Below are 21,025 nucleotides of genomic sequence, written 5' to 3'. Positions count from 1 at the left end.
TCAGCGGTCCACCACCTCGGCTCGGTGGCCCGTCGGCGGTGACCATACCGGCGCGGGGCGCTCGGGCAGCCCCGCGCCGACGTCAGCCCTGGACGGGCGTGGCGGTCGGCGTCGGGGGGGCGGTGGGCGTGGACGACGGAGCGGGCGACCCACCGCCGGGCCAGCCGTGGTCGTCGTCCTCGTCGCCCTCGCCGTCGTCGGTCTCCGGGGCCTGCGACGTCGTGGTGGGCGCGGACGTCTCGGTCGGCGTGGGGGTCGGGGTGGCCGTGGGGGTCGGGGTCGCGCTCGGGGTGGGCGTCGGCGTCGGGACGGCGGTCGGCGTCGGCGCGGCCTTGGTCGACGGCGCGACGACGGCCTCGGCCGGGGTCCGCGGGGCGGGCTGCACGGTGCTGCTCCGGGTCTGCGGGGCCACCGCGTAGCTGACCAGCACGGTGTCCCCGGCCTCCAGCCGGACCGACAGCGGGGCGACGTCGACGACGGTGCCCGGGTCGGCGTCGCCGGTCGACACGGTCTCCCGCTGCACGACCAGGCCCAGCGCCTCCAGCTGCGCCGCCACGGCGTCGACCGGCCGGCCCAGGTAGTCCCCGGCCTCGAGCACCAGCGCCTCGGGCGTCGGGGCCGCCGGGCCGGTGGCCGCGGCGGCCGCGGTGGTGGCCGGGTCGGTGGGCAGCACCGCCTGCTGCACGGCAGCGGCGACCCCGGCGCCGACCAGCAGCGCGACCAGCGGGACCAGCAGCCGGCCGGCCCGGCCCGACCGCGCCGGTGGGCGGCTCGCGGACGCCGTCGACGCCCCGGCCAGCGCGGCGGCGTCGGGGAGCAGCCAGAAGCTCTGCGTGTCGGTGTGCTGCACCGGCGGCAGCTGCCGGCCGGCCAGCAGCTCGTCGACGGCGGCGACGAACGCGGCGCCGTCGGGGTAGCGCTGGACCGGGTCCTTGACAGTGGCGTGCTCGATGAGCGTGCGCACCCCGGCCGGGACGTCGGCCGGCAGCGGGTCGGGGGTGTCGCGGAGGTGCCGCAGCGCGATGGTCACCGAGTTCTCGCCGTCGAAGGCCCGCCGGCCGGCCAGGCACTCGTAGCCGACCATGCCCAGGGCGTAGACGTCGCTGGCCGTGCTGGCGTGCGCGCCGGCGGCCTGCTCGGGCGAGAGGTAGGACGCCGTGCCGACGACCTGGCCGGTCTGGGTGAGCGGGACGCTGCCCGCCGACCAGGCGATGCCGAAGTCGGTGATCTTGACCGTGCCGTCCCAGCGGACGAGCACGTTGCCCGGCTTGACGTCCCGGTGCACGACACCGGCCTCGTGCGCCGCGGCCAGCGCGGAGGCGGTCTGCCGGAGGACGTCCAGGGTGCGGTCGGTGCCCAGCCGGCCCACCCGGGCCAGCAGCGTGGAGAGGGACTCGCCCTCGACCAGCTCCATGACCAGGTAGGCCAGGTGCTCGCCGGAGCCGTCGATCGCCGGCACCTCGCCGTAGTCGTAGACGGCAGCGATGTTGGGGTGGCTCAGCGCGGCGGCGTGGGTGGCCTCGGCGCGGAACCGGGCGAGGAAGGTCGCGTCACCGGTGTACTCGCTGCGCAGCACCTTGACCGCGACCGTGCGGCCGAGCAGCTGGTCGTGGGCGCGCCAGACCTGGCCCATGCCCCCGGCGGCGAGCAGGGACTCGAGCTCGTAGCGGTCGGCGAGGACCCTCCGCTCGGGCTCCACCACGTCGCGCCGTCCCCTCGTCCTGCCTGCTCGTCCGGTACGCAGCCCAGCCGGCCGGCGCGGGCGGCGGGACGCACCGCGAGGAGGGATGCCCCGCGAGGGCGTGCGTACACATGCGTTCGGGCAGCTGGGAGCACCGGATGAACGTCACACCGTGACGGACTGTTCCCGCGCCAGCCGGGATCCTGCCACGGTCAGCCACCGCGCGGGGTCGCCCATCGCGCCGTCGACGGATCCGGCCAGGTCGGTGAGCGACAGCGCCCGGTGCACCGGCAGCGCGGCACCCTCCTCGACGGACACCCGGCCGGCGACGACGGCCACCGGCACACCGGTCCGCCCGGCCCGGTCGACGAGGTCGCCGACCACCTTGCCGCGCAGCGACTGGGCGTCGAACTGGCCCTCCCCGGTGACCACCAGCGCGGCGCCGGCCAGGGCCTCGTCCAGCCCGGCGGCGGCGGCGACCGCCTGCGCGCCGCTGACGAACTCCGCGCCCCAGCACGCGGCGAAGCCGTAGGCGGTGCCCCCGGCCGCCCCGGCGCCGGGGGCCTCCCGGTCGCCGCCGAGCCGGTCGGCCAGCCGGGCGAGGGCGGTGTCCAGCGCGGCGACCTGGTCGGGGGCCGCCCCCTTCTGCGGGCCGAACTGGCCGGCCGCCCCGAGCGGACCGAGCAGCGGCGCGGTGACGTCGACCAGGCACTGCACCCCGCCGGCCGGTGGTGGGGTCAGCGCGGTGAGGTCCACCCGGTCCAGCCGGGCCAGCGCTCCCCCGCCGGGCGGCAGCTCGGCGCCGTCGGCGTCCAGGAACCGCGCGCCCAGCGCGCTGAGCGCGCCGGTGCCGCCGTCGGTGGTGGCCGAGCCGCCGAGCGTGAGCAGCACCCGGTGCACGCCGGGGTCGGCGACGACGGCGGCCAGCAGCTCACCGAGCCCGCGGGTGGTCGCGCCGAGCGGGTCGGGCCGGTCCAGCAGCGGCAGCCCGGCGGCGCGGGCCATCTCGACCACCGCCGTCCCGTCGGGGAGCAGCAGCCAGGCGGCCTGCACCGGGCGGCCGTCCGGCCCGCTCACGTCCGCGCTGCGCCAGCAGCTGTCCGGCACGTCGTGGCCCAGCGCCTCGAGCGTGCCCTCGCCGCCGTCGGCCAGCGGCAGGGTGAGCACCTCGTCGTCCGGGCGCTCGGCCCGCCAGCCGGCGGCGACCGCCTCGGCCGCGGCGGCGGCACCGAGGGTGCCCTTGAAGGAGTCCGGAGCGACGACGACCCGCATGGGCCGACCCTAGGGCCGCCGCGTCAGGGGGTGCGGGCGGGGCGGATGACGGCGACCACCAGGGCGCCGAGCAGGGTCACCACCGCACCACCGAGCGCCGCCCGGTCCCACCCGGCCAGCAGGCCCTCCGTCGTCCCGGCCGGGTCGCCGGCGCCGACGACCAGCACGACGAGGGTGACGCCGATGGCGGCACCGAGGTAGCGGGCGGTGTTGTTGGCCCCGCTGCCCATGCCGGCCCGGGCCGCGGGCACGTGCGCGACGGCCTCCCGGCCCAGGGCGGCGTTGGCCGCGCCGTAGCCGATGCCGAGGACGACGAGCCCGGGCAGCAGCCGGGCACCGGAGGCGTCCACCCCGAGGACGGCGTAGCCGCCCAGCCCGACCGCGCAGACCGCCAGCGCGAGCGCCAGCAGCACCCGGCCGTCGAGCCCGGGCAGGAACCGGACGGAGAGAGCGGTGACCGTGCTGACCGCCGACCAGACGAGCACCAGCAGGGTGGCGGTGAGCAGGCTCTCGCCCAGGCCCCGCTGCAGCACGGTGGGCACGTAGGAGCTCAGCCCGACCACGGTCGCGCCGGTGACGAAGGCGCCCACGGTCGCGGCCAGGAAGCCCGGGATCCGGAACAGCCGGAGGTCGATCATCGGCGCGGCCTGCCGCAGCTCGGCCGGGACGAACGCCGCCAGCAGCAGCACCCCGAGCGCCAGCAGGACCACGACCGGCAGCTGGCCCCAGCCGGTGCGGGACTGCACCAGCCCGGCCAGCAGGGCGCTGATCCCGCCCGCGAGCAGCACGATCCCGGCGACGTCGACCCGCCGGTCGGCGTTCCCGCCGGACTCGGCCAGCGTCCAGCGGGCGACCGCGGCCAGCAGCAGGGCCGCCGCCGCGGTGGCCCAGTAGGTCGTCCGCCAGCCCTGCCCGTGGTCGAGCGCGACGGTGACCAGGCCGCCCAGCCCGGTGCCCGCGCCGACGCTCGCGCCCCAGACGGCGGCCGCGCGGGAGCGGGCCGGACCGGGTGGGAAGGCGTGGCCGATCAGCCCGAGCGCGCAGGCAAGCACCGCAGCCCCGCCGACGCCCTGCAGCAGCCGGCCGGCGATGAACACCCCGGGCGAGGACGCCGCGGCGACGACCACCGCTCCCGCGCCCACCACGGCCAGCCCCCCGGCGAACACCCGGCGCCGGCCGAGGTCGTCGGCGAGCACGCCCGCGGTGAGCAGCGCGGCGGCCAGGCCGACGCTCATCGCGCTGAGCAGCCAGGCCTGCGCCCCCGGGCCGGCGGCGAGGTCGACCGTCGTCCGGACCCCGGTCGCCAGCGGTGTGACGAAGGTGACCAGCACCAGGAGGGTGGCCAGCGAGGCCATGAGCAGCGTGCGGGCCTGCTCGGGGGTGGCCCGCACCGGGGCCTCGACGGCCGTCACGCGAGGCGCTCGAGCACGGTCGCGTTGGCCATGCCGCCGCCCTCGCACATCGTCTGCAGCGCGTAGCGCGCCCCGCGCTCGGCCATCGCGTCGACCAGCGTGGTCGTCAGCCGGGCTCCGCTGGCGCCGAGCGGGTGGCCGAGCGCGATCGCGCCGCCGTGCACGTTGGTGCGGGCGGGGTCCGCGCCGGTCTCGGCGAGCCAGGCGAGCACGACCGAGGCGAAGGCCTCGTTGACCTCGAACAGGTCGATGTCGGCGAGCTGCAACCCGGCCCGCTGCAGCACCTTCGCCGTCGCCGGGATGATCCCGGTGAGCATGAGCAGCGGGTCGTCGCCGGTGACGGCGAAGGAGTGCAGCCGCGCCCGCGGCGTGAGGCCGAGCTCGCGGGCCTTCTCGCTGGTGGTGATCAGCAGCGCCGCGCTGCCGTCGTTGACCGGGCTGCTGTTGCCGGCGGTGACCTTCCAGTCCAGGTCGGGGAAGCGGGCCGCCTGGGGCAGGGACGCGAAGGCCGGCCGCAGCCCGGCGAGCACCTCCGCGGTGGTGCCCGGGCGGACCGACTCGTCGTGGTCGACGAGGGTGACGCTGCCGTCGTCCGCGCGCACCTTGACCGGCGCCAGCTGGCGGTCGAAGAGCCCGTCGGCGGCGGCCTGCGCGGCGCGGGTGTGGCTGCGGACGGCGAACTCGTCCAGCCGCTCCCGGGACAGCCCCCAGCGGTCGGCGATCAGCTCGGCGCTGATGCCCTGCGGGACCATGCCCTCGGGGTAGCGGGCGCGGAAGTCGCTGCCCTTGGTGTCGTCGTCCGCGGTGAAGGCTGACCACATCGGTACCCGGCTCATCGACTCCACGCCGCAGGCGACGACGACGTCGTAGGCGCCGGCGATCACCCCCTGGGCGGCGAAGTGCACCGCCTGCTGGCTGCTGCCGCACTGCCGGTCGACGGTGGTGGCCGGCACCGACTCGGGGAACCCGGCGGCGAGGACGGCGCTGCGGGTGGTGTTCTGCGCCTGCTCCCCCACCTGCGAGACGGTGCCGCCGATGACGTCGTCGACCACGCCCGGGTCGATCCCCGTGCGCTCGACGAGGGTGCGCAGCGAGTGGGCGAGCAGGTCGACCGGGTGCACGGCGGACAGCGCACCGCCGGGCTTGCCCTTGCCCACCGGTGTCCGGACGGCTTCGACGATGACGGCGTCACGCATGGGGGCTCCCCGGGGTCGCGTCGGTTCGATTTCCCAACTGAGGAGTCGGACGTTAGCGCCCATCGGTTTGATGTGCAAACCTGTAGGCGTGACACTCGTGTCGGAGCTGCCCGGACGCTTCTGCTCGATCGCCGCTGCCCTGGAGGTGGTGGGCGACCGCTGGTCGCTGCTCGCCGTCCGCGAGGTCTCGTTCGGCCACCACCGGTTCGGCGAGATCCTCGAGGGCACCGGCGCACCCCGCGACCGGTTGTCGGCGCGGCTGAAGGCGCTGGTCGAGGCCGAGGTGCTGGAGCGGCGGCAGTACTCCGAGGCGCCGCCGCGCTTCGACTACCACCTCACCCCGGCCGGCAAGGACCTGCTGCCGGTGCTCCGCTCGCTGATGGCCTGGGGCGACCGCTGGGCCGTCGAGACCCCGCCGGTGACGCTGCTGCACCACGACCACGAGCTGGCGCCGACCACCGTGTGCGGCACGTGCGGTGAGAAGGTGCACGGCGCCGACGTGCACCGCCGCTCGAACACCCCCACCGCCTGAGCCGCGGTCAGGACTCCGGGTCGTAGAAGATCTCCCGGACCTCCTGCGGGCAGCGGCAACCGGCGGCGATCCGGGCGGCCCAGTCCAGCGCCTCGGCCCGCGACGGCACCTCGAGGACGGCGAACCCCCCGAGCGCCGTCTTCTGCTCCGGGGGCGGTCCGTCGGTGACTGCCCCGTCGGTGCCGACGATCGTCGCCTGCTGGCGCCCGATGCCGCCGCCGAAGATCCAGACGCCGGCGTCCTTGGCCTGCTGGACGACCCCGCGGGTGACCCGGCTGACCTCGGGCAGGTCCTGCTCCGGGATGTGGTCCATCGAGCCGTCGTCGAACGAGACCAGGTACCGCTGCATCGGGGACTCCTCTGCCCAGGGGGACTGCCTGCCGACACGGGACTCCCGCAACGACGAGGACTCATCGGGAGCGGTGGAGCGGCCGTGCGGACCCACCGTGAGACGTTCCCGCGGGAACGCCGTCAAGGCGGCGGCCTTGACGGCAGCCCAACCGCGGAGCAGTCCCTCAGCTCGACGGTGACCCGTACAGGCCGGTGCCCTGGGCCGCGGCGAGCCGGGCGTCCTCGGGGCGGACGACGCCGAGCTGGGTGCTCTCCGGCGGCAGCACCGCCTGCCACAGCCAGTCGGCCGCCACCCGGACCCGGTTGGCCATCGAGGGCAGCGCGTACAGGTGGTAGGCCCGGGTGACGAACTTCGCCGGCGGCCCGGTCAGCGCGACGCCCAGCGGCTTCGCGACGGCGTCCCACCCGCCCAGGTCGGCCACCAGCCCGAGGTCCTTGTGCCGGTACGGCCGCGCGGCACCCACGCCCAGGCTGGCCGCGATGTTGCGGCCCAGCGCGGTGCCCTGCCGCTGACCGTGCTGCGCGGTCGGCGGGGTGTCCGGCGGGGTCGCCGCGGGCAGCGCCGCCGCCAGGTCCGGGACGGCGGCGGCGTCCCCGCCCGCCCAGACGTCGGGCACCCCGGGCACGGCCATCTCCGCGTCGACCACCAGCCGGCCCCGCCGGGTCGGCAGCCCCAGGCTCGCCACCAGCGGGCTGGCCGCCACCCCCGCGCCCCAGACGAGCGTGCGGGTCGCGACGACCGTGCCGTCGGTGAGCGCGACGCTCCGCTCGTCGGCGGCCTTGACCGTGACCCCCAGCCGGACGTCGATGCCCCGCTCGCGCAGCAGGTCCAGCGCGTGCCGGCCCAGCTCCGGGCCCAGCTCGGGCAGCACCGCCTCGGCGAGGTCGATGAGGATCCAGCGAACGTCCTCGGCGCCGGTGCGGCTCCACCGGGACTCGATGGTGCGCAGCCACCGCTGCGTCTGGGCGACGAACTCCGTGCCGGTGTACCCGGCGCCCACCGCGACCACGGTGAGCATCTCCCGGCGACGGGCCCGGCCCTCCTCGGTGTCCGGCTCGGCGTCCGCGGTGTCGAGCAGCTGCAGCAGGTGGTCGCGGATGTACACCGCCTCGACCAGCGTCTTCAGCCCGCGGGCGTGCTCGGCGACGCCCGGGATGTCGAACTGCCGGGTCACCGAGCCCGGCACCAGGAGCAGCCGGTCGTAGGACAGGCGCGAGCTCTCGGCGTGCCCACCGGGTGCGGTCACCGGGGTGACGGTCACCGACCGGTCGCCCAGGTCGACGGCGTTGACGTGGCCCAGCAGCAGCCGCACCCGGGGCAGCGCGCGGCGCAGCGAGACGGCGATGTGCCGGGCCTCGACGACGCCGGTCGCCACCTCGGGCAGCAGCGGGCTGTAGAGCAGGTAGTCGGTGGGGTTCACCAGCACCAGCTCGGCCTGCTCGGGCGCCAGGTGCTTCTGCAGGTACCGCAGCGCGTAGAAGCCGGCGAACCCGCCACCGACGACCACGACCCGGGGAGTGCTGTCAGCCATGGGGAGCAGCCTGGCCACCCCGGGCCCCGCCGTCCAGTCAGCTGAACAGCGCGCGGCCCCACCAGTCGTCGTCGGACATGACCCCGGGCGGGCAGGCGAACACCGCCGAGGACGTGTGCTGGATGTACTCGTTCATCGCGTCCAGCCGCAGGTTCTTCTGCACCTGCACGAACCCGGTCTCCGGGTCGCGCTGGTAGGCGATGAAGAACAGCCCGGCGTCCAGCCGGCCCAGCCCGTCGGACCCGTCGACGAAGCTGTAGCCGCGCCGCAGGATCGCCGTCCCGGAGTTGGTCGGGTGCGCGAGGAACACGTGCGAGGTCTCCGGGACGGCGAACTCGCCGTCGACCTGCGTGGTGAAGTCGACCGGGTCGAACTCGCTGCGCTGCCCCAGCGGTGCGCCGGCCTTCTTGGTGCGGCCGATGGTCGCCTCCTGCTCGGCGAGCGTGGAGGTGTCCCAGGGCTCGATCCGCATCCGGATCCGCCGGGTGACGACATAGGAGCCACCGGCCAGCCAGTCCGCCCCCGGGTCGCCGTCGGCCACCCAGACGAACTGGTCGAGCGCCTTCGGCGCCTCGGCCTTGAGGTTGTCGGTGCCGTCCTTGAAGCCGAAGAGGTTGCGCGGGGTGGCCTGCGCGCTGGAGGTGGACGACGTCCGGCCGAAGCCCAGCTGGGACCAGCGGACGCTGAGCACCCCGGCGCCGAGCCGGACCAGGTTGCGCACGGCGTGCACCGCGACCTGCGGGTCGTTGGCGCAGGCCTGCACGCACAGGTCGCCGCCGCTGATCGCCGGGTCGATCGCGTCACCCGGGAAGCCGGGCAGCTCGGCCAGCGGCGCGGGGCGGCGGGCGGCCAGGCCGAACCGGTCGACGCCGTCGGCGGTCTCGAACAGCGTCGGGCCGAAGCCGACGGTGAGGGTCAGGCCGCTGGCCGGCAGCCCGAGGGCCTCCCCGGTGTCGTCCGGGACGTCGTACTGCCCGCCCTCGACCGCGCCGACCTCGCCGGCGTCCTGCCCGGCGGTCATCCGGCGGGCGGCCGCCGTCCAGGCCTGGAGCACCTCCACCAGCTCGGCGCGGTCGTCGGTGATGACGTCGAAGGCGACGAAGTGCAGCCGGTCCTGCGCCGGGGTGACGATCCCGGCCTGGTGAGCCCCGGTGAACGGGACGGCGTCGGTGGCCGCCGCCGCGGCGCTGGGAGCCGGTTCCTCCGCGGTGGCGCGCCCGATGACCCCGCCGGCCGCACCGGCGGCGAGGACGCCGGCGGTGCCGGCACCGGCGAGGCCGAAGAAGCGGCGCCGCGACAGGCCGTTGCTGCTCATCAGGGTTCCAGGCTCACTTCCCTGCGACGACCGAGGCCACCTGGCTGACCGACTCGGTCAGCGCGGTGATGCTGTCACTCAGGCCGCGCAGCTGCTCGGTGCTCAGCTGGTCGTAGGACTGCCAACCGTCGCCGGCCCGGTACTGTTCCAGCTCTGCAGTGGTGGCTGCGAATCGCTCGTCGATCGTCGCGACCAGGTCGGGATCCGCCTCCTGCAGGTACGGACGCAGTGCTTGGACGGCGGCCTCCGAGCCCTCCAGGTTCGCGGCGAAGTCCCAGAGGTCGGTGTGCGAGTACCGCTCCTCCTCGCCGGTGATCTTCCCGGTGGCGATCTCGTCGAGCAGCGCCTTGGCGCCGTTGGACAGCTGCAGCGGGTCCAGCGTCACGTCGTTGGCCTGGGTGGCGACCTCCTGCACGTTGGCGAGCAGGTCGTCGGCGTAGGGGCCCATGTCGGAGACGTCGCCGGTCTCCCAGAGCGCCTGCTCGATCCGGTGGAACCCGGTGAAGTCCTCGCCCTCGGCCTGGTCGCCCTCCCGGCCGTCGATGATCGGGTCGAGGTCGCCGAAGCTCTCCGCGACCGGCTCGATCCGCTCCCAGTAGGTGCGGGCCACCGGGTACAGCGCCTTGGCGCCCTCGATGTCGCCGGCCTTGACCGCGTCGGTGAACGCGGTGGTCTGCTCGACCAGCGCGCCGGTCTGGCTCTGCACGTAGCGCTGGTAGTCGGTGCCGGCCTGGGCCAGCGTCTCGTCCTCGTCCAGCGAGGCGGCCTCGCCGGTGACGGTCAGCGCGGTGCGGATGCCGTCGCCGATCATGCCGGGCTTGCAGGCGGTCTCGTACTCCCCGGCCGGCAGCTCGACCCGCAGCTCCCGGGCGACGCCGGGGGCGATGTTCTCGACCTCGCCCATCACCCGGTCGCCGTCGGCGTAGACGTAGAACTCGGTGACCTTGCTGCCGGTGTTGGTCACGGTGAACTGGTGGACGCCGGCCTCGAGGTCGCTGCTGGCCACGTCGCACGCGTCGTCGGTGGCGGCCACCGCGATGTCGTCGGCGCCGCTGTCGGAGCCCGCGGCGGAGGAGTCGCCGCCGCCGCAGGCCGCCAGGGTGAGCGCGGTCAACCCGGCGAGGCCGACAAGGGCGGCGGGGCGGGCTGAGAGAAGGCGCTCACGCACGAGCTTGGGCTTCTTCATGCTGCGGGGTCTCCGAGACGACGTTGGGGGCCGGCGGCGTGCTGCCGGCGGCCGGCTTCTTGCGGGCGGGGAGGAGGAAGAGCACGAGCACCGGCACCAGGTAGGCGAGCCAGGCGATCGTCTCCAGCACGCTGGGCTGGGGGGTGATGTTGAACAGGCCGGAGGCCAGCGCGCCGTACCAGCTGCCGGGGTCGAGCCAGCTGGTCGCGTCGAAGGCGTAGGTGGTCGCCCCGGGGAGGACGCCGGCCTCCTGGTAGTCGTGCACCGCGTACTTGAGGACACCCGCCGCGACCAGCACCAGCAGCGCGCCGCTGACCATGAAGAACCGGGACAGGTTGATCCGGATCGCGCCGGCGTAGAGGCCGACGCCCAGGACGACGGCGGTCAGGATCCCCGCGGCCAGACCCAGCAGCGGGGCCGACGAGGTCGCGCCCTGCGCGGAGGCGAAGAACAGCAGCGTCGTCTCCAGGCCCTCACGCGCCACGGAGAGGAAGGCGATGCCGACCACCGCCCCGACGCCCAGGCCGATGGCGCCGTCCAGCCGGCCGCGCAGCTCGCCGGAGAGCCGGCGCGCGGTGCGGCGCATCCAGAACACCATCCAGGTGACCAGGACGACCGCGACGGTGGAGGTGATCGCGTCGAACAGCTCCTGGCCGGGCCCGCCGAGCACCGTGGTGGACACGTAGCTCAGCGCCCAGCCGAAGCCGATCGACAGCGCCGCGGCGGCGCCGACGCCGGCCCACACCGGCACCAGGTGCTGGCGCCGGCCGGTCTTGACCAGGTAGGCGACGAGCACGCTGACGATGAGGACCATCTCGAGGCCCTCGCGCAGCCCGATCAGGTAGCTGGCAGCGAAGACCTGGCCCACGGCTGCACCTCCGGACGAGCAGGGGATCCCTGCGTCCGACGACGAAGGGCAGGCTCACCTTAGGTGAGCCTGCCCTCCTCCGTACACGGGGGTGCCGTGGATCACCCCCGCAGCTCCCTCCGCAGGATCTTCCCGGTCACCGTCTTGGGCAGCTCGTCGATCAGCACCACCGAGCGGGGGTACTTGTAGGCCGCCATCCGCTCCTTGCAGTGCGCGATGAGCTCCTCGGGGGTGACCGTGGCGCCGGGCTTGACGCTGACGAAGGCCTTGACGGTCTCCCCGCGCTTCTCGTCGGGCACGCCCACCACCGCCGACTCGCGGACGGCGGGGTGCTCGGCGAGCACGTCCTCGACCTCGCGCGGCCAGACCTTGTAGCCCGAGGCGTTGATCATGTCCTTCTTGCGGTCGACGATGAACACCCAGCCCTCGGGGTTCATGAAGCCGACGTCACCGCTCTTGAGCGCACCGCCGGGCAGGTTCGCCGCGGTCTCCTCGGGCTTGCCCCAGTAGCCGGCGACGACCTGCGGCCCGTCGGCGACGATCTCCCCCACCTCGCCCAACGGCAGGTCCTGGCCGTCCTCGCCCTGGATCCGCACGATCGTGCTGGGTGCGGGCACCCCGACCGACAGCGCACCCGACGTCGGGTCCACCGGCGACGGGGCCCCGAAGGGCGTGACGGTCATCGGCGAGGTGGTCTCGGTCAGCCCGTAGGCGTTGTGCACCTGCTTGCCGGTGGCCTCCAGGAACGCCTTCTCCGCCGTCGGGGAGATCGCCGCGCCGCCGGAGTACACCGAGCTGAACGAGGCGAAGTGGTCCTTGGTGAAGCCCGGGGCGTTGAGCAGCGCGGTGAACGCGGTGATGGCCCCGATGGTGAACGTCGGCCGGTGCTCGACCATCGCGTCGAGCACCACACCGGGCTCGAACCGGTACGCCAGCACCAGCGGCGCGGGGGCCAGCATGCTCACCGCGACGTGCCCGATCAGCCCGGTGATGTGGAACAGCGGGGCGATGCCGAGGATCGCGCCGTCCCGGCCGGCGTGGGTCCAGTCCCGGTACACCTGGGCGGTGAAGACCACGTTGCGGTGGGTGTTCATCGCGCCCTTCGGGACCCCCGTCGTCCCGGACGTGTAGGTCAGGAACGCGACGTCGTCCAGGCCCAGCTCGACCGGCGGCGGGACCTCCCCGCGGTGCTGGGCGAGGAACTCGGCCAGGTCGGACGTGCCCTCGGGGCGCTGCCGGGTCGTGCCGGCGAACAACCGCTCGTCGTGCCGGGTCTGGAACTCCAGCTCGCTGGTGGTGAGCACCAGCCGCACGTCGGTGTCCGGGACGACGGAGCGCCCGATCTCCTCGTGCAGCGCCTCCAGGGCCACCAGCACCGTCGCCCCGGAGTCCTTGAGCAGGTACGAGAGCTCCCGCTCCCGGCTCATCGGGTTGATCGACACCATCACGCCGCCGGCCTTCCAGGTGGCGACCATGGCGATCACGAACTGCGGCACGTTCTGCAGGTACACCGCCAGCCGGTCACCGGCGGCGAACCCGGAGGCCAGCAGCCCGGCGGCCAGGGCGTCGCTGAGCTCGTCGAGCTCGCCCCGGGTGATCGTGCCGTCGAAGTACCGCAGCGCGACCGCGGACGGGTCGCGGGCCACCCCGGCCCGGAACATCGACAGGGCGTCGTCGAACTCCAGCGCGTAGTCGGCCGGCTGGTCGCCGTACAGCGCCAGCCAGGGCCGTTCGTCGTAGGCGCTCACCGGTCGGCTACTTGATGGCGACGGGGTTGACCGGCGAGCCCGCGGCCTTCGCGATGTTCAGCGGGGCGGCGACGTAGAGGAAGGCGTACCGGCCGTCCTCGGCGCAGTCGGCGGCCAGCCGCTCGAGGTCGGCGATCTCGGTGAGCGTGACGCCGAGGTTGCGCATCAGCGCGCTGTGCAGCACCAGCGCGACCCCGCTGTTGGGGTCGACGGTCACCTCGTTGGCGATGGTGTCGGTGACCAGGTTGGGGATCTCCATGTCCTGGAACCACCGGACCAGCTCCGGGCTGTACACCAGGCCGGGCTCGTTGAAGCCCTCGTAGAACGACTCCCCCTGCTCGTGGAACAGCTGCAGGAAGTTCGTCCGGACGACGAGGATGTCCCGCGGCTGGATCTCCACGCCCTGCGCCTGGGCGCAGGCCAGCAGGTCCTCGTGGGTGAACGTCTCGCCCTTGTCCAGGGTCGGCTTGCCGCGGAAGCGGGCCACGTCCAGCAGCACGGCCCGGCCGACGATGCCGCGCTCGGCGATCGGCTGGACGCTGGCCTTGTCCAGGCCGCCGACCGTGGTGCGCGCGTCGAAGCCGTTGTAGATCTTGCCGCCGTACCAGAGGTGGCCCAGCGCGTCGTACTGCGTGGAGCCCTGCAGGTAGGCGTCGATCTTGTCGTCGGCGTAGTGCAGGCCACCGGGGTAGGCCGGGCCGCTGCCGCCCTCGTCCCAGTTGGACTCGTCGAGCACCTGGATGCGCTCGGCCGGGGTGCGACCGGGCCAGACCGGGTCGCCCTTCGGGTCGCCGATCAGCCGCTGGAGGGTGAACACCTTGCCCGAGCTGACCAGCCGGACGGCGGCGAGCACCTGCTCCGGGCCCAGGTAGTTCAGCGCGCCGACCTCGTCGTCCGCCCCCCACTTCCCCCAGTTCGACGGTGCGTCGGCGAGCAGGTCGACGAGGTCGGGCGGGGTGGTCGGGTTCTCGGACACGAGGCCTCCGGGGCACGGGCCCGGGCCACGTCGCCCGGGGTCTCCGGGAAACCTGCACCCGCCGCCCCAGTGGTGTCAATCACGACCGATCAGCCGGCCGGGACGACGGTCTTGGTCAGCTGCGCGGTCGCCACCAGGGTGCCCTCGACGGTCGCGTCGGCCCGCAGGAAGGCGACCGCGCGACCCCGGCGCAGCACGGTCCCGCGCAGCTCGACCCGCCGGTCGGCCGGCACCGGGCGCAGCAGCGACACCGACTGGTCGTGGGTGACGGCGTGCTCGTCGTCGGTCAGGTGCGGCATGAGCGCGAGGTAGCCGGCGACGTCGAGCAGCGCCGTCACCACGCCCCCGTGCAGCAGCCGCACCTGGTTCTGCGCGGCCGGGCCGACCGGGAACCAGATGCCCGCGGGAGGGTCGGCCGGGTCCAGCAGCTCCATCCCGACGAACCGGTGCAGCGGGATGTCCAGCACGGCCTGGACGCGTGCGTTGCGGGATGGCACGGGCCCTCCTGGGGTCGGCGGCGGGAGGCCGACTGTGCCAGGCGCGCCGGTGCCGCCCCCGCCGACGGCGCGGCGGGGGCGGCGGGCCGGCAGGGTCAGAGCTGACCGGGGGCGAAGCTGAGGTCGCTGACCTGGCGGTCCCGGGGGAAGGTGCCCTCGAGGGAGACCGCGCCGCTGAGCAGCGAGACCTCGTACAGCGCGTAGCGGTCGCCGACCTTCAGCGAGGCGTACGGGAACAGCTCCACCGCGGTGCCCTTGCGGACCTGGCTGTAGACGTCGAAGCCGGCGTCCCCGGTGGCGTCCACGCCCAGCGCGCCGGTCGCGGCGAGCAGGCCCGCGTTGGCCGGGGACTGGATGACGACCTGGTCGCGTGCGGTGTCGATGTCGAACAGGGTGGTCGCGGTGGCCGTGCTGGCGTCGTTGTTGGTGTAGGCGGCACCGGTGACGCCGGTCGCCGTGGTCGGCGTGGTCGCCGGCGGGGCTGCCGGGTAGGTGAGCGTGCCGTCGGCGATCGTGCCGCCCTGCGCGGTGACGTCGTGCCGCAGGTTCTGGCCGGAGTCGCTGACGATCCGCAGCCGGTCGACGACGGGGTTGAAGTCCACGCCGAAGGAGGTGCCGGTCAGCGCGGTGCTGAGCTGGCTGACCTTGGTGGCCTTGGCCCCGGTCAGCGTGTAGACCCCACCCTTGTCGCCGACGCCGTAGAGCACGCCCGTGGCCGGGCGGTGGTCGATGCCGACGAGCCGGGTGTCGCCGGCCAGGCCCTGCACCGGCCCGAGGCCCCGGGCCCGCTCGGGCCGGTCGGTGGCGAAGGTGACCAGCGAGCGGCCGTCGGGGGTCAGGCCGACCGCCGTCAGGCTCTCCCCCGAGTGCCGGCCCTCCGCGGCCTGCCCGCCGCGGGAGCCCCCGTCGGCGGCGGCCGAGACCGCCGGGGCGGCGACGGTCAGTGCGGCGAGCACGGCGGCTCCGGCGAGGATGCGGGTGCGTGTCCTGGACATCGGTGTCTCCTGACTGCGGGTCCTGGGCGCGCGTGCGTCCGCCCAGCACCGGGCGCTCAGGGCCCGGCTGTCGAGGGGTACGGCGGTCGGGCCGCCCGCGTTCACGACGCCGGGGATGATGGCCGCGCCCCGCTTCCCCCCGGCCCGTCCAGGAGCTGCCGATGCCGCCCGCCGAGCCCCCCGTCCCGGGCCCCGACCGGAGCGGGCCGCGGGACGGACCGGTCCGCCTCCCCCGCCCCGGGCCGCCGCCCCGCCCGCCGCTGACCAGCACGGTGCCGCCGCCGGTGCCGCGCACCGCGCCGCCGGCGCCGGCCGCGGTGCGGGCCTCGGCGTGGTGCTGGGGGGTGTCCCTGCTGGCCGGCGTGCTGGCGCTCGGGGCCGCCGCGGCCGACCTGGCCGGGGTCCGTCAGCGGCTCGAGGCCACCGGCGCCGCGGCCGACCCGACGGCGACGGAGGAGCTGCTGCGCTCCGGGGCGGACACCACCGTCGCCGGGGTGCTCGGCGCCCTCGCGGCGCTGGTCGTGCTGACGCTGGGCTGCCTGGTGCTGTTCCTGCGGCACCGGGCCGGCTGGCGCGGCGCGCTCGCCGTCCTCGGCCTGCTCACCCTGGCCGCCGACGCCCTCGCCCAGGACCTGCTGACCGGCGGCCCCGAGCTCGACCGCGGCGCGGTGCTGGTGCAGGGCGGGCTCGTCGTCCTCGCGCTGGTGCTGCTGGCCCTGCCCGCGTCACGGGGCTGGGGGCGACCCGACCGCTGACCCGGGGTCGGCGGGCAGCGCGGCCAGCAGCGCCTCGGCCTCCTGCACGAGCAGCTCGGCGGCGTCCACCGCCGCCCGCCGGGCCAGCGGGTCGGCGGCCCGCTCCTGCCAGCGCCGCACCGCGCGGCCGGCCGCGGCCCGCAGCTGCTCCGGCGAGGCGTCCGGCGGCAGCCCCAGCCGGGCCGCCGGGCTGGGGTCGGTGGCGCCCAGCAGGCGCTCGGCCTCCTCCCGGGTGTCGGCGGGGAACGGCCCGTCCGGCGCCCGGGTGCGGGACAGCAGCTCCAGCTCCGGCAGCTCCAGCGACGAGCTGCGCACCCGGTCCAGCCCCCGCCACAGGACGGCGTCGCCGGGCACCGGCTGCTCGCGCAGCAGCCGCTCCAGCAACCGCAGCGCCGTCGTCGCCTTCAGCTGGTCGCCGCGGGCGGTGAACTGGACGGCGACCAGCCGCTGCAGCTCGGCCAGCCCGCTGCGCGCGACCAGCTCCTCGGCGAGCGTCGGGGCGTCGGTGACCCCGGTCCGCAGCAGCGCCACCGCCATCCGGACGCCGAACAGCCCGAACCGCTCGGCCAGCCCCGCGCGCACCTCCGCGGGGAGGTCGACCGGCGCCTCCGGCCGGCGGAACCGGTCGGCGGTCAGCAGCACCGACTCCACCGCGGCCCGGTCGGCCAGGGCCAGGGTGCGGAAGGCGACGAAGTCGGCGTGCCGCAGCGTCCGGCCGCCCAGCGCCATCAGCCCGGCCACCGGCAGCACGGTGGAGCACAGCGCCCGCACCGCCGGCAGCTCCGCGGTGCGCCGGGCCAGCGCCTCGGCGGTGAGCAGGGCGTCGAGCTGGCCGCCACCGGTGTCGTCGGCGCGGGAGAGGACCGACAGGGTCGTCGTCGGCAGGCCGCCGCAGGCGCGCTGCACGGCAGCGAGGAAGGCGAGGTCGGCCGGCTGGAACTGCCGGGTGAGGAAGACGACCGCGTCGGCGCCGGAGAGCTGGTCGCCGGCGTCCAGGAAGGCCTGCGTGCGGGCGCTGGCCTCGACCGACAGCGAGGAGATGCCCGGGGTGTCGATGAGCGTCGCGGCGGCCAGCCCCGCCGTCGGCCAGTCGACCACCAGCCGCTCCACCTGCTCGGCCGCGGCCTCGGCCAGCTCCAGCCGCAGCTCGCCGCGGACCCGCCGGACCGGCAGCGGGCGACGGGAACCGTCGAGGGCGTGCAGCTCCACCCGCGGCACCGGCCCCTGCCGGTACCAGGTGACCACCCGGGTGCACTCGCCCGCGTCGGTGGGCGCGATCCGCTCCCCCACCAGCGCGTTGAGCAGCGTGGACTTGCCGGCCTTGACCCGACCGGCCAGGGCGACCCGCAGCGGCTCGTCCAGCCGGTCCTGCAGCGCCCGCACCCGGGCGGCGGCGGCCGGGTGGTCGCGGTGGACCTCGGCGGCCTCGGCGAGCAGCCCCCGGACGGCGGCGGCCAGCCCCCGCCCGGGCGCGGCCGGCGCCGTCACCGGGCCACCGCGGGGTCGGCCGGGGCCGGGGTGGCGAGCCGCTCGACCTCCCGGGCCAGCCGCTGCACCTCGACCAGCCGGCGCTGCAGCTCCTTGACCCGGGCGCCGCGGTCGGCCGACGCGGTCTTCGCCGACCGCTGCGCGACCCGCAGCGACTCGGTGAGCGCCCGGGACGTCTCGTCGACGGTGTCGGTGATCAGGTCGCGCAGCGTCCGCTGCACCTGCCGCAGCCGGTCCCGCAGCTGCTTGCCCACGTGGAACACCACCTCGTCCAGGTGCCGGCGGACGGCGGCCTTGGCCTCGGTCTGCCGGCGCTGGCGGCGGTTGGCCCGGTCGTCCCGGTAGGCCTTGCTGCCGATCACCAGGCCGACGCCGAGGGAGATCGGGTTGATCAGGGCCAGCCCGGCGAGGCTGGTCACCAGGCCGGTCATCAGCACGCCGCTGTAGGAGCCGCGCATCCCGATCAGCACCCGCTGGGCGACGGTGAGCCGGCCCCGGTCGATGTCGGCGAGCTCGACCAGGACCCCGAGCGCCTCCTCGCCGGTGCCGACCTGCACGTCGGGGAGCACCGCACCGCCGTCCCGGGTGAACTGCTCGACGACCTCCACGGCCAGGTACTCCGACCGCTGGGTCGCCCAGACGAAGCTGTCGGCGACCGCGGCGGCGACCCGCTGGTCCAGCCAGTCGGCGAAGTCGTCCCACAGCTGCCCGGGGTCGTGGGCGTCGATCGCCTCCTCCGCCTCCCGGACCACCGCCCGGGTGCGGTCGCGCAGGTCGTAGTCGATGTCGGCCATCAGGTCGGTCACCCCGTCGGCGAGCACCTGCTGCCAGCGCGAGGACCGCCGGCGCAGGTCCTCCACCTCCTCCCGGGCGCGCTCGAGGTCGGCCACGACCTGCTCGGCGACCGCCGGGTCCTGCAGCGCCGCCAGCTCGCCCCGCAGACCGGCCTGCAGCTGCTCCGACACCGACCGCAGGTCGTGCACCACCTGCTCGCGGGCCAGCCGCTCGGCCCGCCCGACGACCTCCCGCCGCAGGTGCGCGGCGAGCACGCCGACGCCGGACTCCTCGTGCAGCTCCTTGTCCCGCAGCTGGACGGCGAGCACCTCCAGCCGCGCGGAGACCGGCAGCACCGGCGCGGTGAGCTGCTGCGCGGCCAGGTGCCCCCGGTCCAGCTCGGCGATCTGCCGCCACTCCGGGCAGACGTCGACCTTGGTCAGCACGCAGACCACGGTCGGGCACAGCGCCACCGCCTGGCGGAGGAAGGTCATCTCGGGTGCGGTGAACTCCTGCGAGGCGTCGGAGACCAGCAGCACCGCGTCCGCGCTCGGCAGCAGCTCGACGGTGGCCAGGTCTGACCCGGTGCCGACCCCGCCGACGCCGGCGGTGTCCACGATCTCCAGCCCGCCCGCCAGCAGCCGCCGCGGCAGCCCGACCTCGGCCCGCAGCAGGGTGCCGCCGGGCCCGCTCGCCGCCGTGGCCGCGGCGAGCTCCGCCGGCAGCGACGCCGGGTCGACGGGCACCCGCCGGACGGGGGCCTCCGCCGGGTCGGCGCCGTCGGTCGGCTCGGCGTGCACCAGCACCGCCCCCGCCGTCTCCGCGGCGCGGACGACGGTCGGCACCCGGGTCGGCGCGGCCGGGCCCACCGCGCAGACCGGGGCACCGACCAGCGCGTTCACCAGCGTGCTCTTGCCCTGCCCCGGTTCTCCGACGACGAGCACCCGCACCGTGGGGCTCTCGTGCCGCGCGCGGGCGGTGGCCAGCCGGCGCGCCAGGTCCGGCCGGTCGCTCGCCGTCGCCACGGCCAGCACGCCGTCCAGCAGCTCGATCGGTGTCGCCACGCCCATCCCTCCGGTCCGTCCGCAGGTGCACGGTGCCACGTCCGGACGGCCGAGTGCCCGGCCGCGCACACCCCCGGGGGGGGGGGGGGGGGGCGGCGGGACCGGGCACCGGCCGGTCCGTCCCGGCGGCGGGGACGCCGACGCCGGGACGGGGCTCTCCGGGTCAGGCGTCCACGTGCACGTCGTCGGCCGCGGCCGAGTCGTCCACCGCGACGACGTTGTCGCTGTAGTTGTCCGAGAAGGCGTCGTCGAAGCTGTCGGTCACCGAGGTGTCGGTCGAGTTGTCCGTCGAGTTGTCGTTGAGCGAGTCGTTCACCGAGTTGTCCGACTCGTCGTCGAAGGAGTCGGTCACCGCCACGTCCACGTCGACCGACTCGTCGTCGTAGGAGTCGTTGACCGAGTTGTCGCTGTTGTCGGAGTTGTCGTTCAGCGAGTCGTTCACCGAGTTGTCGGAGTTGTCCGAGTTGTCGTTGAACGAGTCGGTGACGTCGACGTCGAGGTCGGTGGAGTTGTCGGTCTCGTTGCCCACCGTGTTGCCGTCGCCGACGACGTTGCCGTCGCCGGACACCGCGTCGCCACCGGCGACCGCGTTGCCGTTGAGCGAGTCGGTGACCTCGACCGAGTGGTCGCTGTTGTCGGAGTTGTCGCTGTTGTCCACCGCGTTGCCCTCGCCGACGGCGTTGCCGTCGCCGCGCACGGTGTTGCCGGAGTTCTCCACGTCGATGTCGGTGTTGCCGGAGTCCTCGTTGTTGTACGAGCCGTCCGTGTTGAACGAGCCGTCGACGTCCACGCTGTTGTCGGTGCTGTTGTCCACCGCGACCCGGTCGACGTCGTCACCGGCGGCCACGCTGCCACCGGTCGCGAGCACCACGTCCTCGCCGAACACCTGGTAGACGTCCTCGCCGGCCCAGACGCTGTGCGAGGCGTCGATCGTGGTCGTCGACGTGTACGTGTAGGTGTTCTGGATGTAGCGGAGCTGCTCCACCGCCGGGGCCTCGGCCGAGGGCCGGGGGTCGGTGGACCCGTCGGGGTCGACCTGCGGGTGCGCAGGTGCGGTCGCGTCGGAGACCCCGGACGGGGTGTGCGCCGCGTGCCCGGCCGGCGCCGCCGCGTGGGCCAGCCCGGCCGCGCCGACGCCCACCGGGGCGAAGTCGGCCAGCATCGGCATGACCGCGTGCACGTCGGCGGGGCAGACGTCGGCCAGCCCGGCGTCGGCGAGGGCCTGCTCGGGGTCGGCCTGGAACTCCGCGGCCGTGGTCGGGTCGCGCAGCAGGTCGAGGATGAAGTCGAGCAGCGAGCTGGCGAGGTTGGTCATGGTGTCGCTCCTGGATCCGGGTCGGACGCCGTCGTCCGGCTGCTGGGACCGAGTCTCGGGGCGCCGGC

Annotated in this window: 18 protein-coding genes; 2 read left to right on the top strand and 16 right to left on the bottom strand. The window is 75.3% G+C overall.

Features of this window, described 5'->3' with window-relative positions; genetic code table 11:
- Positions 1-82: 82 nt before the first annotated feature.
- The 4 genes from MODMU_RS29870 to MODMU_RS00365 form a co-directional block, all read right to left on the bottom strand.
- Positions 83-1,702 carry a serine/threonine protein kinase gene (locus MODMU_RS29870; RefSeq protein ID WP_014738153.1) on the bottom strand — a complete coding sequence of 540 codons (1,620 nt, stop codon included), beginning with the start codon at positions 1,700-1,702 and terminating at the stop codon, positions 83-85.
- 144 nt (positions 1,703-1,846) lie between these two features.
- Positions 1,847-2,953, bottom strand: a complete 1,107-nt coding sequence (locus MODMU_RS00375) for a glycerate kinase (protein ID WP_014738152.1) — start codon at positions 2,951-2,953, stop codon at positions 1,847-1,849.
- A gap of 23 nt (positions 2,954-2,976) precedes the next feature.
- On the bottom strand, positions 2,977-4,365 hold the full coding sequence (locus tag MODMU_RS00370) for an MFS transporter (RefSeq protein ID WP_014738151.1): 1,389 nt from the start codon (positions 4,363-4,365) through the stop codon (positions 2,977-2,979).
- Entirely contained in the window at positions 4,362-5,561 is a 1,200-nt protein-coding gene (locus MODMU_RS00365) for a thiolase family protein (protein WP_014738150.1), read from the bottom strand. Before MODMU_RS00365 ends, MODMU_RS00370 begins: the two co-directional genes overlap by 4 nt.
- Before the next feature lie 88 nt (positions 5,562-5,649).
- On the opposite strand from MODMU_RS00365, the gene MODMU_RS00360 reads away from it, so the two are divergent.
- Positions 5,650-6,093: a winged helix-turn-helix transcriptional regulator gene (locus MODMU_RS00360; protein WP_014738149.1), complete on the top strand. Its 444-nt coding sequence runs from the start codon at positions 5,650-5,652 to the stop codon at positions 6,091-6,093.
- A gap of 7 nt (positions 6,094-6,100) precedes the next feature.
- On the opposite strand, the gene MODMU_RS00355 is transcribed toward MODMU_RS00360, so the two are convergent.
- From MODMU_RS00355 to MODMU_RS00315, 9 genes are all read right to left on the bottom strand, one after another.
- Positions 6,101-6,442, bottom strand: a complete 342-nt coding sequence (locus MODMU_RS00355) for a YciI family protein (RefSeq protein WP_014738148.1) — start codon at positions 6,440-6,442, stop codon at positions 6,101-6,103.
- A gap of 166 nt (positions 6,443-6,608) precedes the next feature.
- A complete protein-coding gene (locus MODMU_RS00350; protein ID WP_014738147.1) occupies positions 6,609-7,976 on the bottom strand; it encodes an NAD(P)/FAD-dependent oxidoreductase in 1,368 nt (455 codons plus the stop codon).
- A gap of 37 nt (positions 7,977-8,013) precedes the next feature.
- A complete protein-coding gene (gene efeB / locus MODMU_RS00345; protein ID WP_014738146.1) occupies positions 8,014-9,291 on the bottom strand; it encodes an iron uptake transporter deferrochelatase/peroxidase subunit in 1,278 nt (425 codons plus the stop codon).
- 13 nt (positions 9,292-9,304) lie between these two features.
- Positions 9,305-10,477, bottom strand: coding sequence for an iron uptake system protein EfeO (efeO, locus tag MODMU_RS00340; protein ID WP_041794794.1), 1,173 nt, complete (start codon positions 10,475-10,477; stop codon positions 9,305-9,307).
- The gene (efeU, locus tag MODMU_RS00335; RefSeq protein ID WP_014738144.1) at positions 10,452-11,345 is read right to left on the bottom strand and encodes an iron uptake transporter permease EfeU; all 894 of its coding nucleotides are present in this window, start codon (positions 11,343-11,345) and stop codon (positions 10,452-10,454) included. The genes efeO and efeU overlap by 26 nt, the downstream gene beginning before the upstream one ends.
- Before the next feature lie 101 nt (positions 11,346-11,446).
- Entirely contained in the window at positions 11,447-13,093 is a 1,647-nt protein-coding gene (locus MODMU_RS00330; RefSeq protein ID WP_014738143.1) for an AMP-binding protein, read from the bottom strand.
- A gap of 7 nt (positions 13,094-13,100) precedes the next feature.
- Positions 13,101-14,069 (bottom strand): cyclase family protein, encoded by a 969-nt coding sequence (locus MODMU_RS00325; protein ID WP_014738142.1) that lies wholly within the window; start codon positions 14,067-14,069, stop codon positions 13,101-13,103.
- A gap of 89 nt (positions 14,070-14,158) precedes the next feature.
- The gene (locus MODMU_RS00320) at positions 14,159-14,566 is read right to left on the bottom strand and encodes a PaaI family thioesterase (protein ID WP_014738141.1); all 408 of its coding nucleotides are present in this window, start codon (positions 14,564-14,566) and stop codon (positions 14,159-14,161) included.
- A gap of 95 nt (positions 14,567-14,661) precedes the next feature.
- Positions 14,662-15,561, bottom strand: a complete 900-nt coding sequence (locus MODMU_RS00315; protein ID WP_014738140.1) for a DUF4394 domain-containing protein — start codon at positions 15,559-15,561, stop codon at positions 14,662-14,664.
- A gap of 161 nt (positions 15,562-15,722) precedes the next feature.
- On the opposite strand from MODMU_RS00315, the gene MODMU_RS00310 reads away from it, so the two are divergent.
- Positions 15,723-16,316 (top strand): hypothetical protein, encoded by a 594-nt coding sequence (locus tag MODMU_RS00310; RefSeq protein ID WP_014738139.1) that lies wholly within the window; start codon positions 15,723-15,725, stop codon positions 16,314-16,316.
- Here the strand turns inward: MODMU_RS00310 and MODMU_RS00305 are convergent.
- The 3 genes from MODMU_RS00305 to MODMU_RS26595 all read right to left on the bottom strand — a co-directional run bounded on the left by MODMU_RS00305 (position 16,287) and on the right by MODMU_RS26595 (position 20,957).
- Complete coding sequence (locus tag MODMU_RS00305) at positions 16,287-17,804, bottom strand: dynamin family protein (protein ID WP_014738138.1); 1,518 nt, start codon at positions 17,802-17,804, stop codon at positions 16,287-16,289. The two genes, MODMU_RS00310 and MODMU_RS00305, sit on opposite strands and share 30 nt — an antisense overlap.
- Positions 17,801-19,648 carry a dynamin family protein gene (locus tag MODMU_RS00300; protein ID WP_430699186.1) on the bottom strand — a complete coding sequence of 616 codons (1,848 nt, stop codon included), beginning with the start codon at positions 19,646-19,648 and terminating at the stop codon, positions 17,801-17,803. The genes MODMU_RS00305 and MODMU_RS00300 overlap by 4 nt, the downstream gene beginning before the upstream one ends.
- A gap of 157 nt (positions 19,649-19,805) precedes the next feature.
- Positions 19,806-20,957 carry an IniB N-terminal domain-containing protein gene (locus MODMU_RS26595; RefSeq protein WP_014738136.1) on the bottom strand — a complete coding sequence of 384 codons (1,152 nt, stop codon included), beginning with the start codon at positions 20,955-20,957 and terminating at the stop codon, positions 19,806-19,808.
- Positions 20,958-21,025 lie beyond the last annotated feature (68 nt).

Source organism: Modestobacter italicus (genome assembly GCF_000306785.1).
Taxonomy (GTDB): Bacteria; Actinomycetota; Actinomycetes; order Mycobacteriales; family Geodermatophilaceae; genus Modestobacter; species Modestobacter italicus.
The sequence above is the reverse complement of the archived record's forward strand: the minus strand, read 5'-3'. Positions and strand labels throughout refer to the sequence as shown.

What these genes read in the sequence shown, in the direction of transcription:
- MODMU_RS00375 (WP_014738152.1), bottom strand. Translation starts at nt 2,953, where the DNA reads ATGCGGGTCGTCGTCGCTCCGGACTCCTTCAAGGGCACCCTCGGTGCC.
- MODMU_RS00365 (WP_014738150.1), bottom strand. Translation starts at nt 5,561, where the DNA reads ATGCGTGACGCCGTCATCGTCGAAGCCGTCCGGACACCGGTGGGCAAG.
- MODMU_RS00355 (WP_014738148.1), bottom strand. Translation starts at nt 6,442, where the DNA reads ATGCAGCGGTACCTGGTCTCGTTCGACGACGGCTCGATGGACCACATC.
- MODMU_RS00350 (WP_014738147.1), bottom strand. Translation starts at nt 7,976, where the DNA reads ATGGCTGACAGCACTCCCCGGGTCGTGGTCGTCGGTGGCGGGTTCGCC.
- efeB (WP_014738146.1), bottom strand. Translation starts at nt 9,291, where the DNA reads ATGAGCAGCAACGGCCTGTCGCGGCGCCGCTTCTTCGGCCTCGCCGGT.
- efeO (WP_041794794.1), bottom strand. Translation starts at nt 10,477, where the DNA reads ATGAAGAAGCCCAAGCTCGTGCGTGAGCGCCTTCTCTCAGCCCGCCCC.
- MODMU_RS00315 (WP_014738140.1), bottom strand. Translation starts at nt 15,561, where the DNA reads ATGTCCAGGACACGCACCCGCATCCTCGCCGGAGCCGCCGTGCTCGCC.
- MODMU_RS00310 (WP_014738139.1), top strand. Translation starts at nt 15,723, where the DNA reads ATGCCGCCCGCCGAGCCCCCCGTCCCGGGCCCCGACCGGAGCGGGCCG.
- MODMU_RS00300 (WP_430699186.1), bottom strand. Translation starts at nt 19,648, where the DNA reads ATGGGCGTGGCGACACCGATCGAGCTGCTGGACGGCGTGCTGGCCGTG.
- MODMU_RS26595 (WP_014738136.1), bottom strand. Translation starts at nt 20,957, where the DNA reads ATGACCAACCTCGCCAGCTCGCTGCTCGACTTCATCCTCGACCTGCTG.